This is a genomic window from Kocuria sp. CH-021, from assembly GCF_049716185.1.
Taxonomy (GTDB): Bacteria; Actinomycetota; Actinomycetes; order Actinomycetales; family Micrococcaceae; genus Kocuria; species Kocuria cellulosilytica.
The window spans coordinates 88,004-106,596 of the sequence record NZ_JBNAFK010000014.1 but is presented as its reverse complement, the minus strand read 5'-3'; the positions used below and the strand labels follow the sequence as shown (position 1 = coordinate 106,596).

Below are 18,593 nucleotides of genomic sequence, written 5' to 3'. Positions count from 1 at the left end.
CCACGACCGTTCCACCCACCCCGCCCCGCACCGGGGCACCACCCTCCTTTGGAGCATCACCGTCATGGCCATCAGCGTCTTCGAACTGTTCACCGTGGGCATCGGCCCCTCGAGCTCCCACACCGTCGGCCCCATGCGCGCCGCACGACGCTTCGCCGAGACCCTGACCGGGGGCGACCTGCTGGAGCGCACCGCGGACCTGCGCGTGGACGTCTACGGGTCCCTGGCCGCCACCGGCCGCGGTCACGGCACCTTCACCGCGATCCTGCTCGGCCTGGAGGGCTACGACCCCGAGACCGTCCTGCCCGACGAGGTGGACGAGCGGCTCGCCGACCTCGCCGCCACCGGGACGCTGCGGCTGTGCGCAGCCCTCGGGCGCCGCCAGGACATCCCCTACCGCGTCGAGGACATGGTGCAGCACCCGCTGACGGTCCTGGAGCGGCACACCAACGGCGTGCGCTTCCAGGCCCTGGACGCCTCCGGCGCCGTGCTGGCCGACGAGACCTGGTTCTCCGTGGGCGGCGGGTTCATCGTCCAGGAGGGCGAGGAGGACGCCGCCGCGGCCGACCTGGACGCCGCCAGCGCCCAGGTGCCCCACCCCTTCCGCACCGCCGGGGAGCTGCTGGCCCACTGCGAGCGCACCGGCCTGCCGATCAGCGGGGTGATGCTGGCCAACGAGAGGACCTGGCGCGGCGAGGACGAGATCCGGCAGCAGCTGCTGCACATCTGGGCCGTGATGGAGGAGTGCAAGGACTCCAGCCTGCGGCGCACCGGCCCCCTGCCGGGCGGACTGAACGTCGCCCGCCGCGCCCCCGAGTGGCACCGGCGGCTGCGCACCGAGGACCCGGACCGTGACCCCGGCTTCTGGCCGGAGTGGGTGAACCTCGTGGCCCTGGCGGTCAACGAGGAGAACGCCTCCGGCGGGCGCGTGGTCACCGCCCCCACCAACGGGGCCGCCGGCATCATCCCGGCGGTGCTGTTCTACGCCACCCACTACTCCCCCGCGGCCCGCGCCGCCGCCGCGGAGAGCCCCGAGGCGCTCGAGGCGGCCAGGCGCGACATCGTGGTCCGCTTCCTGCTCACCGCCGGGGCGGTCGGGGTGCTCTACAAGGAGCAGGCCTCGATCTCCGGGGCGGAGGTCGGCTGCCAGGGCGAGGTCGGCTCCGCGTCCTCGATGGCCGCCGGCGGCCTCGCCGAGGTCCTGGGCGGGACGCCCGCCCAGGTGGAGAACGCCGCGGAGATCGCCATGGAGCACAACCTCGGGCTGACCTGCGACCCGATCGGCGGACTCGTACAGATCCCCTGCATCGAGCGCAACGCGATCGCCGCGGCCAAGGCGATCAACGCGGCCAAGATGGCGATGTGGGGCGACGGCACCCACCGGGTCAGCCTCGACGAGGTCATCGTGACCATGCGCGAGACCGGCAAGGACATGAGCCACAAGTACAAGGAGACCGCCCTGGGCGGACTCGCCGTCAACGTCGTGGAGTGCTGAGCCCGTCCCGGCCGAGCACGTGCGAGCGCCGGCCCGGTTCCTCCCGGAACCGGGCCGGCGTTCTCGCACCGCCGCAGCAGGCCGCCGGCACGGGCCTCGGTCAGCGGCCCACGCGGGAGAGGATCGCGGTGAGGGCGGCCCGCAGCCCGGTGGAGAGGGTCGGCTCGATCACCGGGGCGAAGAACGGGGAGTGGTTCACCGGCACGGGGCCCTCTCCCGCGAGGGCGGCGTCGTCGTGGCCGCCGAACATCCAGAACACCGAGGGCACGCCGATCGCCGCGCCGAGGGCACCGAAGTCCTCCGAGCCCATCGGCGGCTCGATCTCCAGCACGTTGTCCTCCCCCAGCACCTGCCGGAACCGCTCGACGAGAGCGGTGGTGGCCCCGGGGTCGTTGTAGTTGCGGGGGAAGGTCGAGATCTCCTCGATCTCCGGCTCCGGGGCGCCGGAGGCGGCCGCCTCCGCGGCGATGATCCGCCGCAGCGCGCCCAGCACGTGCTCCCGGACGGCGGGATCGAAGGTGCGCACGTTGAGCGTGAACTCGGCCGACGCCGGGATGATGTTCTCCTTCAGCCCGCCGTGGAAGGTCGCGACGGTGACCACCGCGGCCCGGCGTGCGTCGATCTCGCGGGAGACGATGGTCTGGATCCGGGTGATCATGTGCGCCCCGAGCACGATGGGGTCGGTGGCGTCCTGCGGCTGGGACGCGTGCGCCCCCTCGCCGTGCACGGTCACCCGCCACGAGTCGGCCAGCGCCATGGCGTCGCCCACCGAGTAGCTGACCGTGCCCGCCCGGGAGGGCATCACGTGCTGGCCGAGGACGACCTCCGGCAGCGGCGCCCGCTCCCACAGGCCGTCCTCGAGCATGGCCCGGGCGCCGGCGGCGGTCTCCTCCCCCGGCTGGAAGATCAGCACCACGGTCCCGGCCCAGGCCTCGCGCGCGCCGGCCAGCAGCTCGGCGGCCGTGAGCAGCACGGCCACGTGGGTGTCGTGGCCGCAGCCGTGCATCACGGGGACCTCGGTCCCGTCCTCCAGCCGTCCGGTGGCCGTGCTGGCGTAGTCCACGCCGGTGTCCTCGGCCAGCGGCAGGCCGTCGGTGTCGGCGCGGAAGGCCACCGTGGGCCCGTCGCCGTTGCGCAGCACCCCGACGACGCCGGTGCCGCCGCACCGGAAGTTCTCGATGCCCAGGGCCGTGAGCCGCTGCTCGATCAGGGCCGCGGTGGCGTGCTCCTGCATGGACAGCTCCGGGCTCGCGTGCAGCTCGCGGTACAGCTGGTGCATCTGCCGGCGCAGCTCGTCGGTCGGCGTCAGGTCCGTGGTGGTGCTCATGGCGTGGGGGTCCTTTCGAGGGAACGGCACTAGTCGATGGGGAATTCGTCCGCGGGGTCCTGCACCTTGTCCGCGACCGGGTCGGCCGGGGCGGAGCGGTCGCGCAGGAACCACGCCAGCACGGCGGTGCTGATCACCGCGATGGCGGTCCCGAAGAAGGCGAGCGAGGGGATGGTGGGCACGAGGACGAACACGACGGCGGCGGAGACGACGCCGGCGATGACCGTCATGCGCAGGCTGCGCGTGGAGACGATCGCCTGCACGAGCACCGCGCCGAGGACCGAGGGCAGGATGTACGTCTGGACCACGGCCACGACGTCGGCCGGGACGACACTGACCAGCCAGGTCCCGAGGACGCCGACGAAGACCAGCAGCGAGACGAGGTGCACCGTCGCCGCGCCGCCGATGGCCATCACCGCCGCGAGCTCACCGCGCCGGGTGCCCGGCTTGGCGCCGATGGCCGCCTGGGCGATCAGCGCCGAAGGCAGCAGCTTGTTGGAGATGTTGCCGATCATAAACGCCTGGTACATCGAGGCCTGGCCCAGGATCGGGTAGTAGGTCAGCGGCTCCACGACCCAGAGCACCCCGAAGGTGCCAGCGATCGCCAGCAGGGCCGTCCAGATCCGGGCCTGGTCCACGTCCAGACCGCTGAAGAGGACGAGGTAGGCGGGGCCGGCCAGGGCGAAGACCAGCCCGGCGATCATCGTCAGACGGCCCCAGCGGGCGGTGGTCGCGTCGAAGCGCTGCAGGGCGGAGTCGGTGTGGGTCACGGTGGTCATGGCGGAGTCCTTCGGTGGTCTCGGGCGCGGGCTCAGACGCTGGGGAAGACGCCGGCGCCGACGGTGAAGTAGGTGACGACCAGGGCGGTCAGGATGGCGATGCCCAGGGCCCACTCGCGGATCCACTGGCGCCGGAGCACCTTGGCGATCCCGAGGAAGGCGGCCATCGTGGCCGCGGAGGCGAGGAAGGCCACCACGTGGTTGCCGGACTTGGGCAGCTCCCCGAGCCCGAGGGCGAAGAAGGCCGCGAGCAGGGCCGCCCCGGGGACCACCGTCATCACCGCGGGATTGACCTTGCGCAGGCTGACGTCGCCGCGCTTGAGCAGCGGGGTGAGGATCAGCGTGGCGAGCATCCACATCGCCCCGCCCAGGCTCATCGCCATGAACGCCACGGCGAACACGCCCTGCGTGTAGGTCGGACCGCCGAGATCGGCGCCCATGCTGCCCGCGGCGATGCTGGCGGCGCCGGTCTCGAAGGACACCGACCCGATCAGCCCGATCCGCACGAGCACGGCCGGGGTGCCGAAGACGGTCAGCAGCGCCACGGCGACGAGGGCCACGGCCAGGGACGGGCCGACCGCCGAGACCGCCCCGGCGCGGAAGGAGGTCCTGAGCTCGGCGGGGCTCACCCCGGCGGCGGGAGCCGCCGTGCGGGCGGCCCGGACGTAGATGAGGGTCTGGACGACGATGACGGCGAAGACGCCGAGGGCACAGATCCACAGCACGGGCAGGTTCGCCACGGACAGGATGTCGGTGGAGGCGCCGTCGACAACGGTGCGCAGTTTCATGGGAGCTCCCAGTGGTGGTCGGATCGGTGGCGGGTGCTTTCTCCGAGCGTGACGTGACGCCGATCACCTCGACCGGATATCCTGGAAATCCTGCACAGACCCCGCTTCTGACCGAAGGAACCAGCATGGAACTGCCCGTGGAGGACCTCGAGCTCGTCCATGCCCTGCAGATCGCTCCGCGGGCGACCTGGACCCAGCTGGGGGCCGCGCTCGGCCGCCACCCCAGCACCCTCGCCGCTCGCTGGGACCGGCTGCGGGCCGACGGCCGCACCTGGGTCACCGCCCACCTCGGCACCTCCGGCACGCAGGGCTGTGCCACCTTCATCGGCCTCGAGTGCCGCCCGGGCCGCCGGGCCGAGGTGCTGGAGCGGCTGTGCGCGGTGCCGGAGATCGGCACCGTGGAGGAGTCCGCGCGCGCCTGGGACGTCCGGCTCACCGTCCTCACCCGCAGCTGGGAGCAGATGACCCAGGACGTGCTGCCGCTGGTGCGGGCGGACCCGGCGATCCTGCGGGCCCAGCTCACGGTGGCCACCCGGCTCCACGCGATCGGCAACAACTGGCGCCTCGACGTCCTCTCCCCGGAGCAGCAGCGCCGCGTGGGCGCCCTGCGGACGGAGGCGCACCGTCCCCACGGCGCCGTTCCCGCCCGCCTCGAGGAGCTGACGGCCGTGCTCCAGGGCGACGGGCGCGCCTCCGCCGCCGAGATCGCGGCCGCGACGGGCACCCATCCGACGACGGCCGCCCGGCACCTGCGCCAGGCGCTCGAGACCGGCCTCGTGGCCCTCCGCTGCGAACTGGCCCAGCAGTACTCCGGCTACCCGGTGTCGTGCCAGTGGTACGTCCGGGTCCCGCCGGCGCAGCTCGAGGCGGCCGTGCGCACCCTGCGCACCTACCGGACGCTGCGCCTGTGCGCCTCGACCACCGGCGACACCAACCTCACGTTCCTGCTCTGGCTGCGCACCCCCGGGGACATCTTCGACGTGGAGGCGGAGCTGCAGGCCGCCGCGCCGGGGGTCCAGGTCGTGGAGTCCGACGTGGGGGTCCGCACCCACAAGCGCATGGGCTGGATGCTGCGCGACGACTCGACCGCGACCGGCGAGGTGGTGACCGAGCTCGCCCCGGCCGCCCGGTGAGGCCGCCCCGGCCGCGCGGGACCGCGGGCCGGACACACGGCGGGGCGGACGCACCGCGGGGCGGACGCACCGGAGACAGGGCCACTCGGTGCGAGGCGCACGGCGAACGGGACCTCGCCACGGGGTGCGGCGGACGGAGCGTCCCGCGAACGGGGCGCGGTGGGCTCAGTCCCGGTGCGGGTCCCCCAGCAGCTCCTCCGGGACCAGGTGGGCGTCCCTGACGCCGGCGAGCAGCCGGGGGTCGAGCGGCGTGCCGCGCCGCAGGACGCTGATCGTGCCGGAGGCCTCGAAGACCACGCACGCGATCTCGCCGGGGCTGCGCACGCCCGCCTCCCGCAGGGCCCCGAAGAGCTCCGACTCCACCACGTGGACCCGGCGGAGGTTGGCCTCCAGCACCCGCCCGCCGGCCATCAGCAGGACCGCCTGGTTGTTCATCAGCGCCGACACGCGGATCCCCGCGCGGAGCTGGCCGAAGGCCGCCTCGAGCGCGAACAGCGTGCCGAGCCCCAGGACGCCCGCGGCGAGGGTGGGCGTGTCCCCCAGGACCGCGCGCCCGGCCACGGCGCCGAGCATGACCGCCACCACCGCGTCGAAGGTCGACAGCCGGGAGAGCACGCGCTGGCCGAAGAGCCGCACCATGAGCAGGAACGCGAGATAGATGCCCACGGCCGAGGCCACCACCGCCAGTGCCCCGGGGGCGTCCACGCCGAGGAGGGCCACGACGTCCTCGAGCACGGGTCAGACCTCCTGGTCCGCGAACTGCGTCTCGTAGAGCTCCGCGTAGCGCCCGCTCACGGCGAGCAGCTCGGCGTGCCGGCCGCGTTCCACGATCCGGCCGTCCTCGACCACCAGGATCTGGTCGGCGGAGCGGATGGTCGAGAGCCGGTGGGCGATGACCAGGGCGGTGCGCCCCGCCATCGCCTCGCCCAGGGCCGCCTGGACGTAGGCCTCATTGGTGGAGTCCAGCGCCGACGTGGCCTCGTCGAGGATCACCACGCGCGGGGCCGCGAGCAGCAGGCGGGCGATCGTCAGCCGCTGCCGCTCCCCGCCCGAGAGCCGGTAGCCGCGCTCGCCCACCACGGTGTCCAGCCCGTCCGGGAGGGAGCGGATCACGTGCTCCATCCGGGCCCGGGCCAGCGCGTCCCACAGCTGATCGTCCGTGGCCTCCGGGCGCACCAGGGCGAGGTTGTCCCGGATCGACTCGTGGAACAGGTGCCCGTCCTGGGTCACCATCCCGATGGTCTCCCGCAGCGAGGCGAAGGTGGCGTCCCGCACATCCGTCCCGCCGATCCGCACGGCCCCCGAGGTGACGTCGTAGAGCCGGGCCACGAGCTGGGCGATGGTCGACTTGCCCGCGCCGGAGGACCCCACGAGAGCCACCGTCTGCCCGGGCAGCACGGTGAAGCCCACCCCGTGCAGCACCTCCTCGCCGCCCCGGCTGTCCAGCACCGCCACGTCCTCGAGCGAGGCCAGCGAGACCTCCTCGGCGGAGGGGTAGGCGAACCGGACGTCGTCGAACTCCACCGACGCCGGACCGGCCGGCAGCGCCCGGGCCCCGGGCCGCTCCTGGATCAGGGGGACGAGGTCGAGGATCTCGAAGACCCGCTCGAAGCTCACCACGGCGCTCATGACGTCCATCCGGGCGTTGGCGAGCATGGTCAGCGGGGTGTACAGCCGGGTGAGCAGCAGGGCGAGGGTCACCACCGCGCCCGCGTCCAGGTTGCCGAGGATCGCCTGCGCGCCGCCGAGCCCGTAGACCAGGGCGAGGGCGAGCGCGGAGACCAGCGTGAGGGCCGTGACGAACACGGTCTGCAGCATGGCCACCCGCACGCCGATGTCCCGGACGCGGCCGGCGCGGCGCTCGAACTCGGCCGCCTCGGCGTCGGGCCGGCCGAAGAGCTTGACCAGGGTGGCGCCGCCGGCCGAGAACCGTTCGGTCATCTGCGTGGACATGGACGCGTTGTGCTGGGCCGCCTCCCGCTGGAGGCTCGCCAGCCTTCCGCCCATGGCCCGGGCCGGGACCAGGAAGATCGGCAGCAGGAGCACGGACAGCGCGGTGACCTGCCACGAGATCGAGACCATGACGATCACCGTGAGGATCAGGGAGACGACGTTGCTCACCACGCCCGAGAGCGTGTTGGAGAACGCCCGCTGGGCGCCGATGACGTCGTTGTTGAGCCGGGAGACCAGGGCCCCCGTGCGGGTGCGGGTGAAGAAGGCGATCGGCATCCGCTGCACGTGGTCGTAGACGGCCGTGCGCAGGTCCAGGATGAGCCCCTCCCCGATCAGGGAGGACAGCCACCGGTTGAGGACGTTCAGCCCCGCGTCCACGATCGCCACCACCGCGATGGCCACCGCGAGCCACACCACCACGGAGACCTCGTCCCCGGCGTTGATGGCGCGCACCACGTCACCGGCCAGGATCGGGGTGACCACGCCGAGCAGGGCCGTGAGCACCGAGACGACCAGGAACACCGTGAGCCGCGACCGGTGCGGGCGCGCGAAGGCGACGATGCGCCGGAGCGTGCCGCGGTCGATCTTCCGGTCCTTGACCTCCTGGCCCTGGACGGTGCGCCACAGCACCATGTACGGCGAGTTCTGCATGCTCATGGGCCTGCCCCGATCTGCGGGGGAACACCCGCGCTGGCTCCGGCGCGGCCCCGTGGTGGTCTCGTCCGCGCCGGGAATGATTTTACGCGTCCGCGCCGACACCTCCGCACCCGCCGCGGCGCAGCGCCGCCGGAACCGGACCCGGACCTCGCACGGGCCCTCCCCACGGGGAGCCGGTACGGGGAGCCGGTACGGGGAGCCGGTACGGGGAGCCGGTACGGGGAGCCGGTACGGGGAGCCGGTGCAGGAAATCGGCGCGGGAGGACGGCACGGGGTGCCGGTGCGGGAAATCGGCGCGGGAGGACGGCACGGGGTGCGGCACCGGGACGACGACGAGCCCCCCGGCCCGCAGAGTGTTGCTGGGCCGGGGGCTCGTCGTTCCGGTGGCACGGCGTCCCCGGACGAGGGCTCGGGCGGGATCAGGCGCGGGCGGCCGCGCGGCGCTTCGCCGCGACGACGTGGTCCAGCGACCAGCGGCCGGCACCGGCCAGGGCGAAGAGGGCGGACGCGGCGGCGAGCAGCAGGACGAGCTCGATCCCGCCGTCGGCCACGAAGAAGCCCGCGGGCAGGTGCACGAGCACGAGGGCGCCCAGCATGACGAGGGCGAGCAGGGCGGCGACCACGCGGGTGCCGAGACCCAGGAGGAGCATCAGCCCGCCCACGAGCTCGAGGACGGCGACCACCGGTGCCGCGAGCTCGGCGGCCGGGACGCCCATCTGGGCGAAGGCGGCCTGGGTGCCGGCGAGGGTCCACTCGGTGAACTTCTGCCAGCCGTGCAGGAGGAACGTGACGCCGAGGACGACGCGCAGGACGGTCAGGCCGATGGAGGCCGCGAAGGAGTCGGCGGCGGCGGGGGCGGAGGAACGGACGGGGGACGTGCGCTGCGGCACCTGAGTTGTGGACATGTCACAACCGTAGGGGAAAACTACTTTCCCTGTCAAGCTTTTTGTCCGCGGGTGCCGCGGGTCACTGCTGATCCGCGGCCAGCTCCCGGGCCGTGGGACCGGACGCGGAGTCGTCGACCATCCGGCCGATCAGGGCGAGCTGCTGCACCTGGACGGGCGTCAGCCGGTCGATCACGGTGCGCCGGACGTGCTCCACGTGGCCCGGGGCCACCTGCTCGACCCGCTCCAGACCGCGGTCGGTGATCTCGGCGAGCACCACGCGCTTGTCCTTCTCACCGCCCGCGCGCACCACCAGGCCGTCGCGCTCGAGGCGTGCGACGATCCGGGACAGCCGGGACTGGGAGGTGTTGGTGGCCGCCGCGAGGTCCGACATGCGCCGCCGCCGGTCGGGAGCCTCCGAGAGCATCGCGAGGACCAGGTACTCGGCGAGGCTGAGGTCCGCCTCCGCCTGCAGCTGGGACTCGATGCTGCCGGGCAGCGTGAACATGATGGAGACGAGCGCCAGCCAGGCCTCTCGCTCCTCGGGGGACAGCCATCGGGTCTCGGTCATGGGGCCGATTCTACGAGCCGGTCCTTGACGCATCATGGGAACGCGGCCGCCGAGCGCGCCCCATAATGGGACGCATGGACTCCCTCGGCACCTGGCCCCGGCCCGTACCCGCGGACGATCGCGACTTCGACGTCCAGGTCATGCGGCGGCTGCGCACCGCCTCCGGCGACGACGGGGCCGCCGGCCGGCCCTCCCTGGGCGAGCGCCTGGGCACGTCGCTGCTGCTGGTGGTCCCCGTGCTGACCGCGCTCGCCGTGGTGCTGCTGTGGCAGCAGTGGTCCCGGTCCGGCTCCCTGCTGCTCCTCGCCCTCATCGCCGTGCTGCTCGTGGCCACCGCCCTGTGGTGGACGGCCCGGCTCCGGCGGGCCTTCGCGACCGCGCAGGGCCGGCTGGGCGCACGCCTGGCGAACGTCGTGGACCACGGCGTGGGCGTGGTCCGGGAGCTCGCCCTCGAGCCGGTCGGCGAGGACGCGGCCGCCACCGGGAGTTCCCCTGCGAGCTCCGCTGCGAGCTCCACCGAGGACGGCACCGGGGAGGTCACCGGGGAGGTCACCGAGAACGGCGCCGGGAGCGCCGCCGTGGACGGCGGCCGGGTCCGTGCCCGGCTGGGGCTGTCCGTGACCCCGGTGCAGGGGGACCGCTTCAGCACGGTCGTGGAGGCCGTCTACGACGCCGAGGCCGCGCTGTTCCTGGAGGTCGGCTCGCACGGGCCCGTCCGCTTCCTGCGCGACGACCCCGAAGGGACCACCGTGATCGACACCCGGCTCTCCGAGGAGCAGGTCGCCCAGGTCTACCGCGGCGCCGCCCTCAACTGACGGTGGACGCAGCTGACGGTGCGGACGGTTCCGCGGCCGGTCCGCGGGCTCCGGAGGCGGCGGCTCAGCCGCTGCGCCGGGCGGCCGCCCGCTGCGCCTCCTCGACCTGCCGCCGGAGCTGCTCGCACAGGTCCTCCCCCGCGCGCAGCAGCTCCGGCATCCGCTCCCGCTCGGTGGTCTGCGCCCGGAAGGCGTCCGCCACGCCCACTCCGTGGCCCGCGCGGCGGACGAGCTCGACCGGCAGGCCGGCCCGCACCGTGCCCGGCGACAGGACCTTGAGGTAGGCCCCGGAGCGGCCCCGCTCCGTGAACCGGCGCAGCCAGCCGCGGACCTCCATGCTCGCGCGGAACGTGCCGCAGGGGATGCGGGCGTCCGTGACCTGCAGCAGCACCTCGCCGATCCGCCAGACGTCGCCCAGCCGCGCTCCGTCGACGTCGAAGCCCGAGAGCGTGAGGTTCTCCCCGAACGAGCCGTCGGGGATCTCCCGCCCCAGCTCCTGTGCCCAGAAGTCCAGCTCCTCGCGCGCGAACGCGTACACCGCCTGGTCGGTGCCGCCGTGGTACTTGCCGTCCCCGATGAAGTCCCCGGCCAGGCCCGAGCCGAGGCCGCCCCGGCGCGGTCCGGGTTCGCGGACCTGCACCGGACCGTCCACGGGGCGCTTGTGGATGCCCGTGGGCCGGTTCCTCCTGGCAGGGTTCGCCTCCGCCCGGCCGACGTTGACGCTCTCGACGCGGGCGGTCATGAGCGGTCCTCCTTCCCGGGGCCCGGAGCCCCGCCGGTGCGCTCCTCGAGCTCGTTGTGGTGGGTCGGAGAATACACCGCCGAGCCGATCAGGTAGCCCGACCGGACGACCGCCATGGCCCCCACGGAGGAGGTCACGAGCTGGAGCAGCACCGCGGCCACCAGCTTGACCGCGGTGGTGACCCCCGGGACGAAGAAGAAGACGCCGAGGAGGATGAGGGCGATGCCCACGCCGGCGGCGGTGGCCACGGCCGAGGACCGGGTGTAGAGGTCGGGCAGCCGCACGATCCCCACCATGGCGGTGAGGAACACGAGGGAGCCGAGCACGATCAGCACCTGGCCGGCGATGCTCATCCACAGGTGCTCGTGCAGGACCGGGTCGAAGACCACGCTCACCGCCTCCCGTTGGTCAGCGCCCGGGCGAGCGAGACCGTGGCCAGCAGGCCCACCAGCGTGGCCACGAGCACCAGGTCGAACACGGCCCGGCTGCGCACCAGGACCCCGATCAGGGCGATCAGCCCGATCACCGAGAAGAACAGCAGGTCGGAGGCGATCACGCGGTTGGCGTCGTTGGGACCCACGAACATGCGGACGCCAGCGACCACGACGGACGCCGTCAGCACCAGCACGCCGAAGAGGATGCCGATCACGGAGGTGCTCCTTCCACCCGGACCGCGCGCAGCAGGCGGGTCTCGAACTCGCGGAGGCGGCGCCGGGCCGAGTCCGGGTCGTTGTCGTACATGACGTGCACGTAGAGGTCGTGCCCCGGGGGCAGCCCGTCCTCGCCCCCGGCACGGGCGGCGGTGGCGAGGGTCAGGGTCCCCGGGGTCAGGGAGATGAGCACCGCCAGCGTGGCGGTCTCGAACTCGGTGCGGCACCGGCTCCGGCAGCGCACGACGATCGGGGACGACCGCTGCTGCACGGTGAACACATCGTGCATCACCGCGAGGTTGGAGACCAGGACCTCCCGGGCGAACCACAGCAGGAACCCCACGATGCGCGGCAACCACGTCACCCACTTCACGTCCCGAACACCGCCTCCACGTACGCCCGGGTGTCGACGAGCCCCTCGGCCGCCACGGCGGCGACCCCCAGGAGCAGCTCCCCGCCCACGCCGAGCACCAGGGTCACCAGGACCAGGACCAGCGCCGGCGCCACGAGCCGGGCGGGGATCCGCCGCTCCCGCACGCCGGCGGCCTCGAGGACCTCCCGGGCCGAGTCCTCCGGCTCGCCCAGGAACATCTTCCCCCAGACCTTGAGCATGGACAGCAGCGTGAACAGGCTCACCACCACCGCCAGCACCGCCACCGCCGCCCGCCCCTCCCCGAAGGCGGCGAGCACGAGGGACAGCTTGGCCACGAAGCCCGAGAACGGCGGCAGGCCGACCAGGGACATGGCCGCCGCGAAGAAGGCCACCGCGACCAGGGGCTCGCGCCGGAGCAGTCCCGTGACGTGGCCCAGGGGGTAGCGCCCGTAGCCGATCTCGACCGCGCCGATCGACAGGAACAGCGAGGCCTTCACGACCGTGTGGTGCAGCAGGTAGAAGATCCCGGCGGTCAGGCCCGCGGGGCCGAAGAGGGCGACCCCCAGCAGGATGTAGCCGATCTGGCTGACCATGTGGAAGGCCAGGACGCTGCGGGCGTCCTGCTCGCCCACCGCCCCCAGCACACCCACCACCATCGTCACGGAGAACAGCAGCAGACCGACCCACAGGAACTCCTCCGCGCCGTCGAACACCACGGCGTAGATCCGGTAGATCGCGTAGATCGCCACCTTGGTGTGCAGCCCGGAGAAGAGGGCCGTGACCGTGGGGGACATGAAGGGGTAGCTCCGGGCCAGCCAGCCGTGCACGGGCACCACGGCCGCCTTGACCGACAGGGCGAGGAGCACGACCGCGGCCGCGATCGCCACCGCGGAGTCCTCCGCGGCACGGCCGGCGAGCTCGGCCAGGTTCACGGTGCCGGCCACGCCGTAGACGAGGGCGACCCCGGCCACCAGCACGGTCGAGGCCAGCAGGTTGACCGTCACGTAGATCCGCGCGGACGTCACCTGCATGAGCCGCCCGCGGCCCCGGTGGGCGAGGATGATCAGCCCGTACGAGGGCAGGAGCATCGTCTCGACGAACACGAACAGGTTGAAGAGGTCCGCCGTCAGCAGCGCTCCGTTGAACCCGGCGGTCAGCACGAGCACCAGCGGCGCGAAGAACCGCTTGCGCGCCTGGTGGGAGACCACCCCGAAGCTCGCGCAGACCAGGGTGAGGCTGCCCGTCATCGTGAGCATCAGCGCCGTGAGCATGTCCGCGGCGAAGGGGATGGACACCCCCGGGGGCCACCGGCCCACGGCGTGGGCGAGGACGGCCGGTCCGTCCCGCAGGGCGATCACGAGCCACAGGGACGCCAGGACGTCCGCCCCCAGCACGCCCAGCAGCGTGGTCCGGGCGAGGCGCCCGGGATCGCCCAGCAGCACGAGCGCCCCCGCCGCGAGCAGCGGGACGACGACGAACAGCGGGAGCAGCTCCGCGCTCACGGACGACCACCCGGGGACCGTCTCCTCCCGGCCGGGTGGCTGCCGCGGCGGCGCGCGGCAGGAGGGCGGAGCTCGTCGGCCGCGAGCGCCGAGGACCCCCCGGCGCCGTCGATGAAGGTCGGGGTCTCCGTCTCCCGGCCGGTGAGCTCGAGATCGGTGTCGTCGTCGGCGTCGCCGGTCACCGCGAGCACCAGCAGGTAGATCGTCACGGCGAACGAGATGACGATGGCGGTCAGCACGAAGGCCTGGGGCAGCGGGTCGGCCGTGGTCGCCGGGTCGGGGCCGCCCCCGAGCGCCTCGCCGCGCCGGTCGGCCCCGCCGGCGGCCAGGATGATCAGGTTCACGGCGTGGCTGAGGAACATGAAGCCGATGACCACGCGGACCATGCCCCGGCGCAGCATCATGAACACTCCTCCGGCCACGAGCACGCCGACGGTCAGGGCGATCGCCATCAGGGCTCCTTCCGGGGGGCCCGGCCCGCCGCGCGGAAGGGGTCCGGGCGTTCCGGCAGCGGCGGGCGGGTGCGGTCGTGCTCGTCGTGCACCGTGCCGGCCGGTGCCGTCTCGCTGCTGTGCGGTCGGGACGTGGTGCTCGTGGCGAGGGGCCCGGAGCGCAGCACCGAGGAGACGGAGCCCGCGCGGCGCAGGGGAAGGGGCTCCTTCTCGTCGACGCCGAGCCGGCTGATGGCGGCGACGATCACCCCGACCACGGCGAGGTAGACGCCGACGTCGAACACGAGCGCCGTGGTGACCTTCAGCCCGAGCACGTCGACGTGCAGGGGGCGGAGGAAGGAGCCCTCGAGCAGACCCAGCAGCCCGACGACGACGGCGACCACGACGCCCGCGCCGATGAACTGCGTGTAGGGCAGGCGCATGCGGCTGACGCGGTCGTCGGCGGCCGTGAGGTAGACCAGGGCGATGCCGGCGGCGCCGATCAGGGCGGAGATGAACCCCCCGCCGGGGGCGTCGTGCCCGCGCAGCAGGAAGAAGAGGGACAGCGCCACGATGACGGGGCCCAGGGTGCGGGCGGTGACGCGCAGGACCACCATGTTCTCCCGGGGGCTGCGGATCGGCGAGTCGTCCGGTTCGGTGATCGGGCTCGGCCGCTTGGGGAGCAGGCCGCGGGACTCGATGGCCACCACGATGGCGAGGCCGGCCACGCCCAGCACCGTCAGCTCGCCGAGGGTGTCCAGGGCGCGGAAGTCCACGAGGATCGTGTTGACCACGTTCGTGCCGCCCGTCTGCTCCTCGCCCTGCTCGAGGAAGTACCGACCGGCGGGGGACAGCGCCCGCCGGTCCGTGAGCAGCCAGGTGGCGGCCGCCGCGCCCGCGCCCGCCAGGACCGCCACGGCCGCCGCCACCCATCCCCGGACCTCGCCGGTGCGGTGGAACGTGGAGGGCAGCCGGTTGAGCAGCAGGACGATGACCACCACGGTGAGCACCTCCACGAGCAGCTGCGTCAGGGCGACGTCGGTGGCCCCGAGGGCGTAGAACCACAGGGCGACCGCGAAGCCGACGTCGCCCGCGATGGTCAGCAGTCCCACCCGGCTGCGGGCCCGCAGGGCGAGCGCCACCCCGATGAGCACGAGGACCAGCAGGACCCAGTCGGTGAGGGTGGACGGGTCGCCGTAGAGTCCGGGCACCTCCACCGTCAGCAGGCCCACGGCGGCGAGCGCCACGAGCGCGACGACGGGCGGCATCAGGTGCCGGCGGGGCACGTCGGAGCGGGTGGGCCGGCCGACCTGCTCCCCCAGGGCGATGGACCCGCGGCGGAAGGCCTCCACCACGGCGACGCCGGTCACGGGGAACGACCGCCGTCCCAGGACGCGGTCCACGGGCCGGCGCCCGAGCACGAGCACGCCGCCGAGGACGAACACCGCCAGCGACATGAACAGCTCCGGGGACCACCCGTGCCACAGGCCGAGGTGCGGTTCGGCCCCGTCCCCCGCCACGGCGGTCGAGGCGGCGCCCAGCAGCGGTTCGGCCGCTGCGCCCGCGAGCCCGAGGACCGGCCCCGCCAGGGCGACCACGGCCACGGGCGCCAGGAAGGCCGCCGACGCCTCCCGGGGAGCGTCCGCCGGGACCCGGCCGGACAGCACCGTGAGCATCCGGGCCGAGTACGCGAACGTGCAGGCCGCGGCGAGCACCGCCACGGCCCCCACGAGCCACGCGGCCGCGGCCGGGGCGGGACCGTGGGCCATGGCCTTGAACATCGCCTCCTTGGAGACGAAGCCGAACAGCGGGGGCAGACCCGCCATCGAGGCCGCGGCGAGGACCATGGTCCCGGCGGTCACGGGCATGCTGCGGGCCAGCCCGGACAGTGCGCGCAGGTCGCGGGTGCCGGCCTGGTGGTCGATCACGCCGACGGCCATGAACAGCGCCGCCTTGAACAGCGCGTGGGCGGCCACGTGAACGGCGGCGCCGACGGCCGCGTACTCGGTGCCGATGCCGATGGTCGCCGTCAGGAAGCCCAGCTGGCTCACCGTCGAGTAGGCCAGCAGCTCCTTGAGGTCGTGGCGCTGCAGCGCGAGGACCGCCCCCATCAGTGCCGTGAGCAGCCCGACCGACACGAGCAGCACGTTCCACACCGGCACGTCGTGCAGCGCCTCCGTGAAGCGGAGCATGAGGTAGATGCCGGCCTTCACCATCGCCGCCGCGTGCAGGTAGGCGCTCACCGGCGTGATCGCCACCATCGCGTCCGGGAGCCAGGCGTGGAACGGGAACTGCGCGGACTTGGTGAAGGCCGCCAGGGCCACGAGCACGGCGACCAGCGCCGCGAGGCCGGGGGACGCGTCCCACACACCGTCCGTGAGCACGGCGCTGAGCCGGGTGGTCCCCGTCGCGGCCCACATCACGGCCACCGCGGTGAGCAGGCACAGCCCGCCGGCCGCGGTGACCAGGAACGTCCGGATCGCGGGGTCGCGGCCCTCCGGCCCCGAGCGGGCGATCAGCAGGAACGAGCACAGCGTGGTGAGCTCCCACGCCACGAACAGGACCACGAGGTCGTCGGCGAGGACCAGCGCGAGCATCGCCGCCGCGAAGAACGTCATCAGGGTGTAGAAGGACGCGTGGCCGCCGTCGCCCAGGTAGCGGCTGGACCAGGCGAGGACCACCGCGCCGATCACCAGCACGAGCAGCCCGAAGAGCAGCCCGAGCCCGTCGAGGCGCAGGTGGAGGGAGATCCCGAGGGTGGGCATCCACGGGACCTGCTGGAGCACGTCCTCCGGGTCCGTCCGGTCGTTCCACACGGACCCGAGACCACCCGCGAGGGCGAGCAGGCCCGCGGCGAGCGGCCAGCCCGCGTCCCGGCCCGCGAGGCGGCCGAGCACGCCGGCCGCAGGCACCAGCAGAACCGCGAGAGCGAGGATGACGAGGAGGGACACGCCTGGCAACCGTCCGGTCGAAGGGAGGGAACGAGGTGGGCGGATCCGGCGGAGGCCTCGGTGCGGACCCCGGAACGGGTCCGCCCGGTGTCAGCGCCGCGGTTTCAGGGAGCTCGACCCCGCCGAGGGGACGACCGGGGTGGCCTGCGTCTCGGCCTCCGGCTCGACGGCCGCCCCGCCCTCGGCCTGCTCGGAGGGGCTCGTGGGCCCCCGGTCCCCGTGCTCGCCGCCGTGCTGGCCGGCGCCGGTGCGACGGGAGGGCAGGGACGGACGGCGGCGTGCGGTCGCGCCGGGCGCGCGCGGGGCGTCGTTGATCTCGGTGACGGACACGGCCATCGCGTTGAGCGCGAGGCCGGCGAGCACGAACACCCATGCCGTCCTGGGGTACCACGCCAGGGCGAGGACCACTCCGACCACGACGAGGGCGATGGAGGTCAGGTAGGCGGGGGTCAGAACGCGCTGGACGTTGAACTTCATGGTTTCCATTCCACCACGCGCGCGCGGGGATCGACCAACGCGGCCGGGCGTTTCTCCGGTGCGGCGCCGGGAGCCCTGGCCGGGGCGCCTCCTGGCGTATACCGTCAGCGGCATGGACGACCTCGACCCCGGGCTGCTCGAGCTGGCGCGCTCCGCCCGCACCGTGACCGTGCTCTCCGGCGCCGGGATGTCGGCGGAGAGCGGGGTGCCCACCTTCCGCGACGCCGGCACCGGGCTGTGGGCGCGCTGGTCCCCCGAGGAGCTGGCCACCCCCGAGGCGTGGGACGCCGATCCGGAGCTCGTCTGGTCCTGGTACCTCTGGCGGGCCCGTCAGCTGCGCCGGCTCCGCCCGAACGCCGGGCACCGGGCGGTCGCCCGGTGGGCGGACCGGGCCCACGTCCACGTGGTCACCCAGAACGTCGACGACCTCCATGAGCAGGCGGGCTCCACGGTGCTCGCCCACCTGCACGGCAGCCTGTTCGCGTTCCGCTGCTCCGTCTGCGACGCCCCGTTCCCGGAGCACCTCGTCCCCGGCCTGGCGGCGCCGGACGGCCCGGAGTCGCCGCCCGGCGCCGGGGAGCCCCTGCCCGAGGAGCCCGCCCGCGTGCTGCCCCCGGCGTGCCGCGCCTGCGGCGGGCCGGTGCGGCCCGGGGTCGTGTGGTTCGGCGAGCTGCTGCCGGAGGGGGCCGTGGACCGGGCCGCCTCGGCCGTCGCGGCGGCGGACCTCGTGCTCGTCGTGGGCACCTCCGGACTCGTGCAGCCCGCCGCGTCCCTGCCGCTCCTCGCCGCCGGCCAGGGCACGCCCGTGGTCGAGATCAACCCCGAGGACACCGTGCTCACCCCGCACGCGGACCACACCGTGCGGGCCGGGGCCGCCGAGGCCCTGCCCCGCCTGCTGCCCCCGCGGGACGACCGGCCCCCGTCGGCCCCGCCTTCGCGCACCACCCACTGACCGCCGGCCGCCTGCTGCTGAGCACCGGGGACCGACCGCCCGGGGATCGACGGCCCGGGACCGACGGCCCGGGAGCGACGGCCCGGGGACCGATTGCTGAGAGCAGAAAGCAC

General features: G+C 73.9%; 19 protein-coding genes. 4 read left to right on the top strand and 15 right to left on the bottom strand.

Going from position 1 to position 18,593, the window contains the following annotated elements; genetic code table 11:
- Positions 1-64 precede the first annotated feature (64 nt).
- The gene (locus ACPYN7_RS12385; protein ID WP_058873329.1) at positions 65-1,495 is read left to right on the top strand and encodes an L-serine ammonia-lyase; all 1,431 of its coding nucleotides are present in this window, start codon (positions 65-67) and stop codon (positions 1,493-1,495) included.
- Positions 1,496-1,595: 100 nt separating this feature from the next.
- On the opposite strand, the gene ACPYN7_RS12380 is transcribed toward ACPYN7_RS12385, so the two are convergent.
- From ACPYN7_RS12380 to ACPYN7_RS12370, 3 genes are read right to left on the bottom strand one after another with little or no spacing between them, the layout of a single operon-like run.
- A complete protein-coding gene (locus tag ACPYN7_RS12380) occupies positions 1,596-2,822 on the bottom strand; it encodes an amidohydrolase (RefSeq protein WP_424347843.1) in 1,227 nt (408 codons plus the stop codon).
- Positions 2,823-2,851: 29 nt separating this feature from the next.
- Positions 2,852-3,601 (bottom strand): hypothetical protein, encoded by a 750-nt coding sequence (locus ACPYN7_RS12375; protein WP_424347842.1) that lies wholly within the window; start codon positions 3,599-3,601, stop codon positions 2,852-2,854.
- Positions 3,602-3,633: 32 nt separating this feature from the next.
- Positions 3,634-4,389 carry a DUF5058 family protein gene (locus ACPYN7_RS12370; protein ID WP_424347841.1) on the bottom strand — a complete coding sequence of 252 codons (756 nt, stop codon included), beginning with the start codon at positions 4,387-4,389 and terminating at the stop codon, positions 3,634-3,636.
- A gap of 125 nt (positions 4,390-4,514) precedes the next feature.
- Here ACPYN7_RS12370 and ACPYN7_RS12365 point away from each other — a divergent pair, with 125 nt between their 5' ends.
- On the top strand, positions 4,515-5,522 hold the full coding sequence (locus ACPYN7_RS12365) for an AsnC family transcriptional regulator (RefSeq protein WP_424347840.1): 1,008 nt from the start codon (positions 4,515-4,517) through the stop codon (positions 5,520-5,522).
- A 165-nt stretch (positions 5,523-5,687) separates the two neighbouring features.
- On the opposite strand, the gene ACPYN7_RS12360 is transcribed toward ACPYN7_RS12365, so the two are convergent.
- The 4 genes from ACPYN7_RS12360 to ACPYN7_RS12345 form a co-directional block, all read right to left on the bottom strand.
- Positions 5,688-6,257, bottom strand: coding sequence for a DUF421 domain-containing protein (locus ACPYN7_RS12360; protein ID WP_424347839.1), 570 nt, complete (start codon positions 6,255-6,257; stop codon positions 5,688-5,690).
- 3 nt (positions 6,258-6,260) lie between these two features.
- Entirely contained in the window at positions 6,261-8,108 is a 1,848-nt protein-coding gene (locus tag ACPYN7_RS12355; RefSeq protein WP_424347846.1) for an ABC transporter ATP-binding protein, read from the bottom strand.
- Positions 8,109-8,551: 443 nt separating this feature from the next.
- Entirely contained in the window at positions 8,552-9,037 is a 486-nt protein-coding gene (locus ACPYN7_RS12350) for a DoxX family protein (protein ID WP_424347838.1), read from the bottom strand.
- Between the two features lie 61 nt (positions 9,038-9,098).
- Entirely contained in the window at positions 9,099-9,587 is a 489-nt protein-coding gene (locus tag ACPYN7_RS12345) for a MarR family winged helix-turn-helix transcriptional regulator (protein WP_424347837.1), read from the bottom strand.
- A gap of 74 nt (positions 9,588-9,661) precedes the next feature.
- Here ACPYN7_RS12345 and ACPYN7_RS12340 point away from each other — a divergent pair, with 74 nt between their 5' ends.
- Entirely contained in the window at positions 9,662-10,402 is a 741-nt protein-coding gene (locus ACPYN7_RS12340; RefSeq protein ID WP_424347836.1) for a hypothetical protein, read from the top strand.
- Between the two features lie 64 nt (positions 10,403-10,466).
- On the opposite strand, the gene ACPYN7_RS12335 is transcribed toward ACPYN7_RS12340, so the two are convergent.
- From ACPYN7_RS12335 to ACPYN7_RS12300, 8 genes are all read right to left on the bottom strand, one after another.
- Positions 10,467-11,144, bottom strand: coding sequence for an MOSC domain-containing protein (locus ACPYN7_RS12335; protein ID WP_424347835.1), 678 nt, complete (start codon positions 11,142-11,144; stop codon positions 10,467-10,469).
- Complete coding sequence (locus ACPYN7_RS12330; protein ID WP_424347834.1) at positions 11,141-11,533, bottom strand: cation:proton antiporter; 393 nt, start codon at positions 11,531-11,533, stop codon at positions 11,141-11,143. Before ACPYN7_RS12330 ends, ACPYN7_RS12335 begins: the two co-directional genes overlap by 4 nt.
- A 2-nt stretch (positions 11,534-11,535) precedes the next feature.
- Entirely contained in the window at positions 11,536-11,793 is a 258-nt protein-coding gene (locus ACPYN7_RS12325; RefSeq protein ID WP_058873319.1) for a monovalent cation/H+ antiporter complex subunit F, read from the bottom strand.
- Positions 11,790-12,167, bottom strand: a complete 378-nt coding sequence (locus ACPYN7_RS12320) for a Na+/H+ antiporter subunit E (protein WP_058873318.1) — start codon at positions 12,165-12,167, stop codon at positions 11,790-11,792. Before ACPYN7_RS12320 ends, ACPYN7_RS12325 begins: the two co-directional genes overlap by 4 nt.
- Positions 12,164-13,669, bottom strand: a complete 1,506-nt coding sequence (locus tag ACPYN7_RS12315; protein ID WP_058873317.1) for a monovalent cation/H+ antiporter subunit D family protein — start codon at positions 13,667-13,669, stop codon at positions 12,164-12,166. Before ACPYN7_RS12315 ends, ACPYN7_RS12320 begins: the two co-directional genes overlap by 4 nt.
- The gene (locus ACPYN7_RS12310) at positions 13,666-14,121 is read right to left on the bottom strand and encodes a sodium:proton antiporter (protein ID WP_424347833.1); all 456 of its coding nucleotides are present in this window, start codon (positions 14,119-14,121) and stop codon (positions 13,666-13,668) included. The genes ACPYN7_RS12315 and ACPYN7_RS12310 overlap by 4 nt, the downstream gene beginning before the upstream one ends.
- A complete protein-coding gene (locus ACPYN7_RS12305) occupies positions 14,121-17,051 on the bottom strand; it encodes a DUF4040 family protein (protein ID WP_424347832.1) in 2,931 nt (976 codons plus the stop codon). Before ACPYN7_RS12305 ends, ACPYN7_RS12310 begins: the two co-directional genes overlap by 1 nt.
- Positions 17,052-17,141: 90 nt before the next feature.
- Complete coding sequence (locus ACPYN7_RS12300) at positions 17,142-17,528, bottom strand: hypothetical protein (RefSeq protein WP_058873316.1); 387 nt, start codon at positions 17,526-17,528, stop codon at positions 17,142-17,144.
- Between the two features lie 112 nt (positions 17,529-17,640).
- Here ACPYN7_RS12300 and ACPYN7_RS12295 point away from each other — a divergent pair, with 112 nt between their 5' ends.
- Positions 17,641-18,480 (top strand): SIR2 family NAD-dependent protein deacylase, encoded by an 840-nt coding sequence (locus ACPYN7_RS12295; RefSeq protein WP_424347831.1) that lies wholly within the window; start codon positions 17,641-17,643, stop codon positions 18,478-18,480.
- The last annotated feature ends 113 nt before the right edge of the window (positions 18,481-18,593 follow it).

What these genes read in the sequence shown, in the direction of transcription:
- ACPYN7_RS12385 (WP_058873329.1), top strand. Translation starts at nt 65, where the DNA reads ATGGCCATCAGCGTCTTCGAACTGTTCACCGTGGGCATCGGCCCCTCG.
- ACPYN7_RS12380 (WP_424347843.1), bottom strand. Translation starts at nt 2,822, where the DNA reads ATGAGCACCACCACGGACCTGACGCCGACCGACGAGCTGCGCCGGCAG.
- ACPYN7_RS12375 (WP_424347842.1), bottom strand. Translation starts at nt 3,601, where the DNA reads ATGACCACCGTGACCCACACCGACTCCGCCCTGCAGCGCTTCGACGCG.
- ACPYN7_RS12370 (WP_424347841.1), bottom strand. Translation starts at nt 4,389, where the DNA reads ATGAAACTGCGCACCGTTGTCGACGGCGCCTCCACCGACATCCTGTCC.
- ACPYN7_RS12365 (WP_424347840.1), top strand. Translation starts at nt 4,515, where the DNA reads ATGGAACTGCCCGTGGAGGACCTCGAGCTCGTCCATGCCCTGCAGATC.
- ACPYN7_RS12355 (WP_424347846.1), bottom strand. Translation starts at nt 8,108, where the DNA reads ATGGTGCTGTGGCGCACCGTCCAGGGCCAGGAGGTCAAGGACCGGAAG.
- ACPYN7_RS12350 (WP_424347838.1), bottom strand. Translation starts at nt 9,037, where the DNA reads ATGTCCACAACTCAGGTGCCGCAGCGCACGTCCCCCGTCCGTTCCTCC.
- ACPYN7_RS12345 (WP_424347837.1), bottom strand. Translation starts at nt 9,587, where the DNA reads ATGACCGAGACCCGATGGCTGTCCCCCGAGGAGCGAGAGGCCTGGCTG.
- ACPYN7_RS12340 (WP_424347836.1), top strand. Translation starts at nt 9,662, where the DNA reads ATGGACTCCCTCGGCACCTGGCCCCGGCCCGTACCCGCGGACGATCGC.
- ACPYN7_RS12335 (WP_424347835.1), bottom strand. Translation starts at nt 11,144, where the DNA reads ATGACCGCCCGCGTCGAGAGCGTCAACGTCGGCCGGGCGGAGGCGAAC.
- ACPYN7_RS12310 (WP_424347833.1), bottom strand. Translation starts at nt 14,121, where the DNA reads ATGGCGATCGCCCTGACCGTCGGCGTGCTCGTGGCCGGAGGAGTGTTC.
- ACPYN7_RS12300 (WP_058873316.1), bottom strand. Translation starts at nt 17,528, where the DNA reads ATGAAGTTCAACGTCCAGCGCGTTCTGACCCCCGCCTACCTGACCTCC.
- ACPYN7_RS12295 (WP_424347831.1), top strand. Translation starts at nt 17,641, where the DNA reads ATGGACGACCTCGACCCCGGGCTGCTCGAGCTGGCGCGCTCCGCCCGC.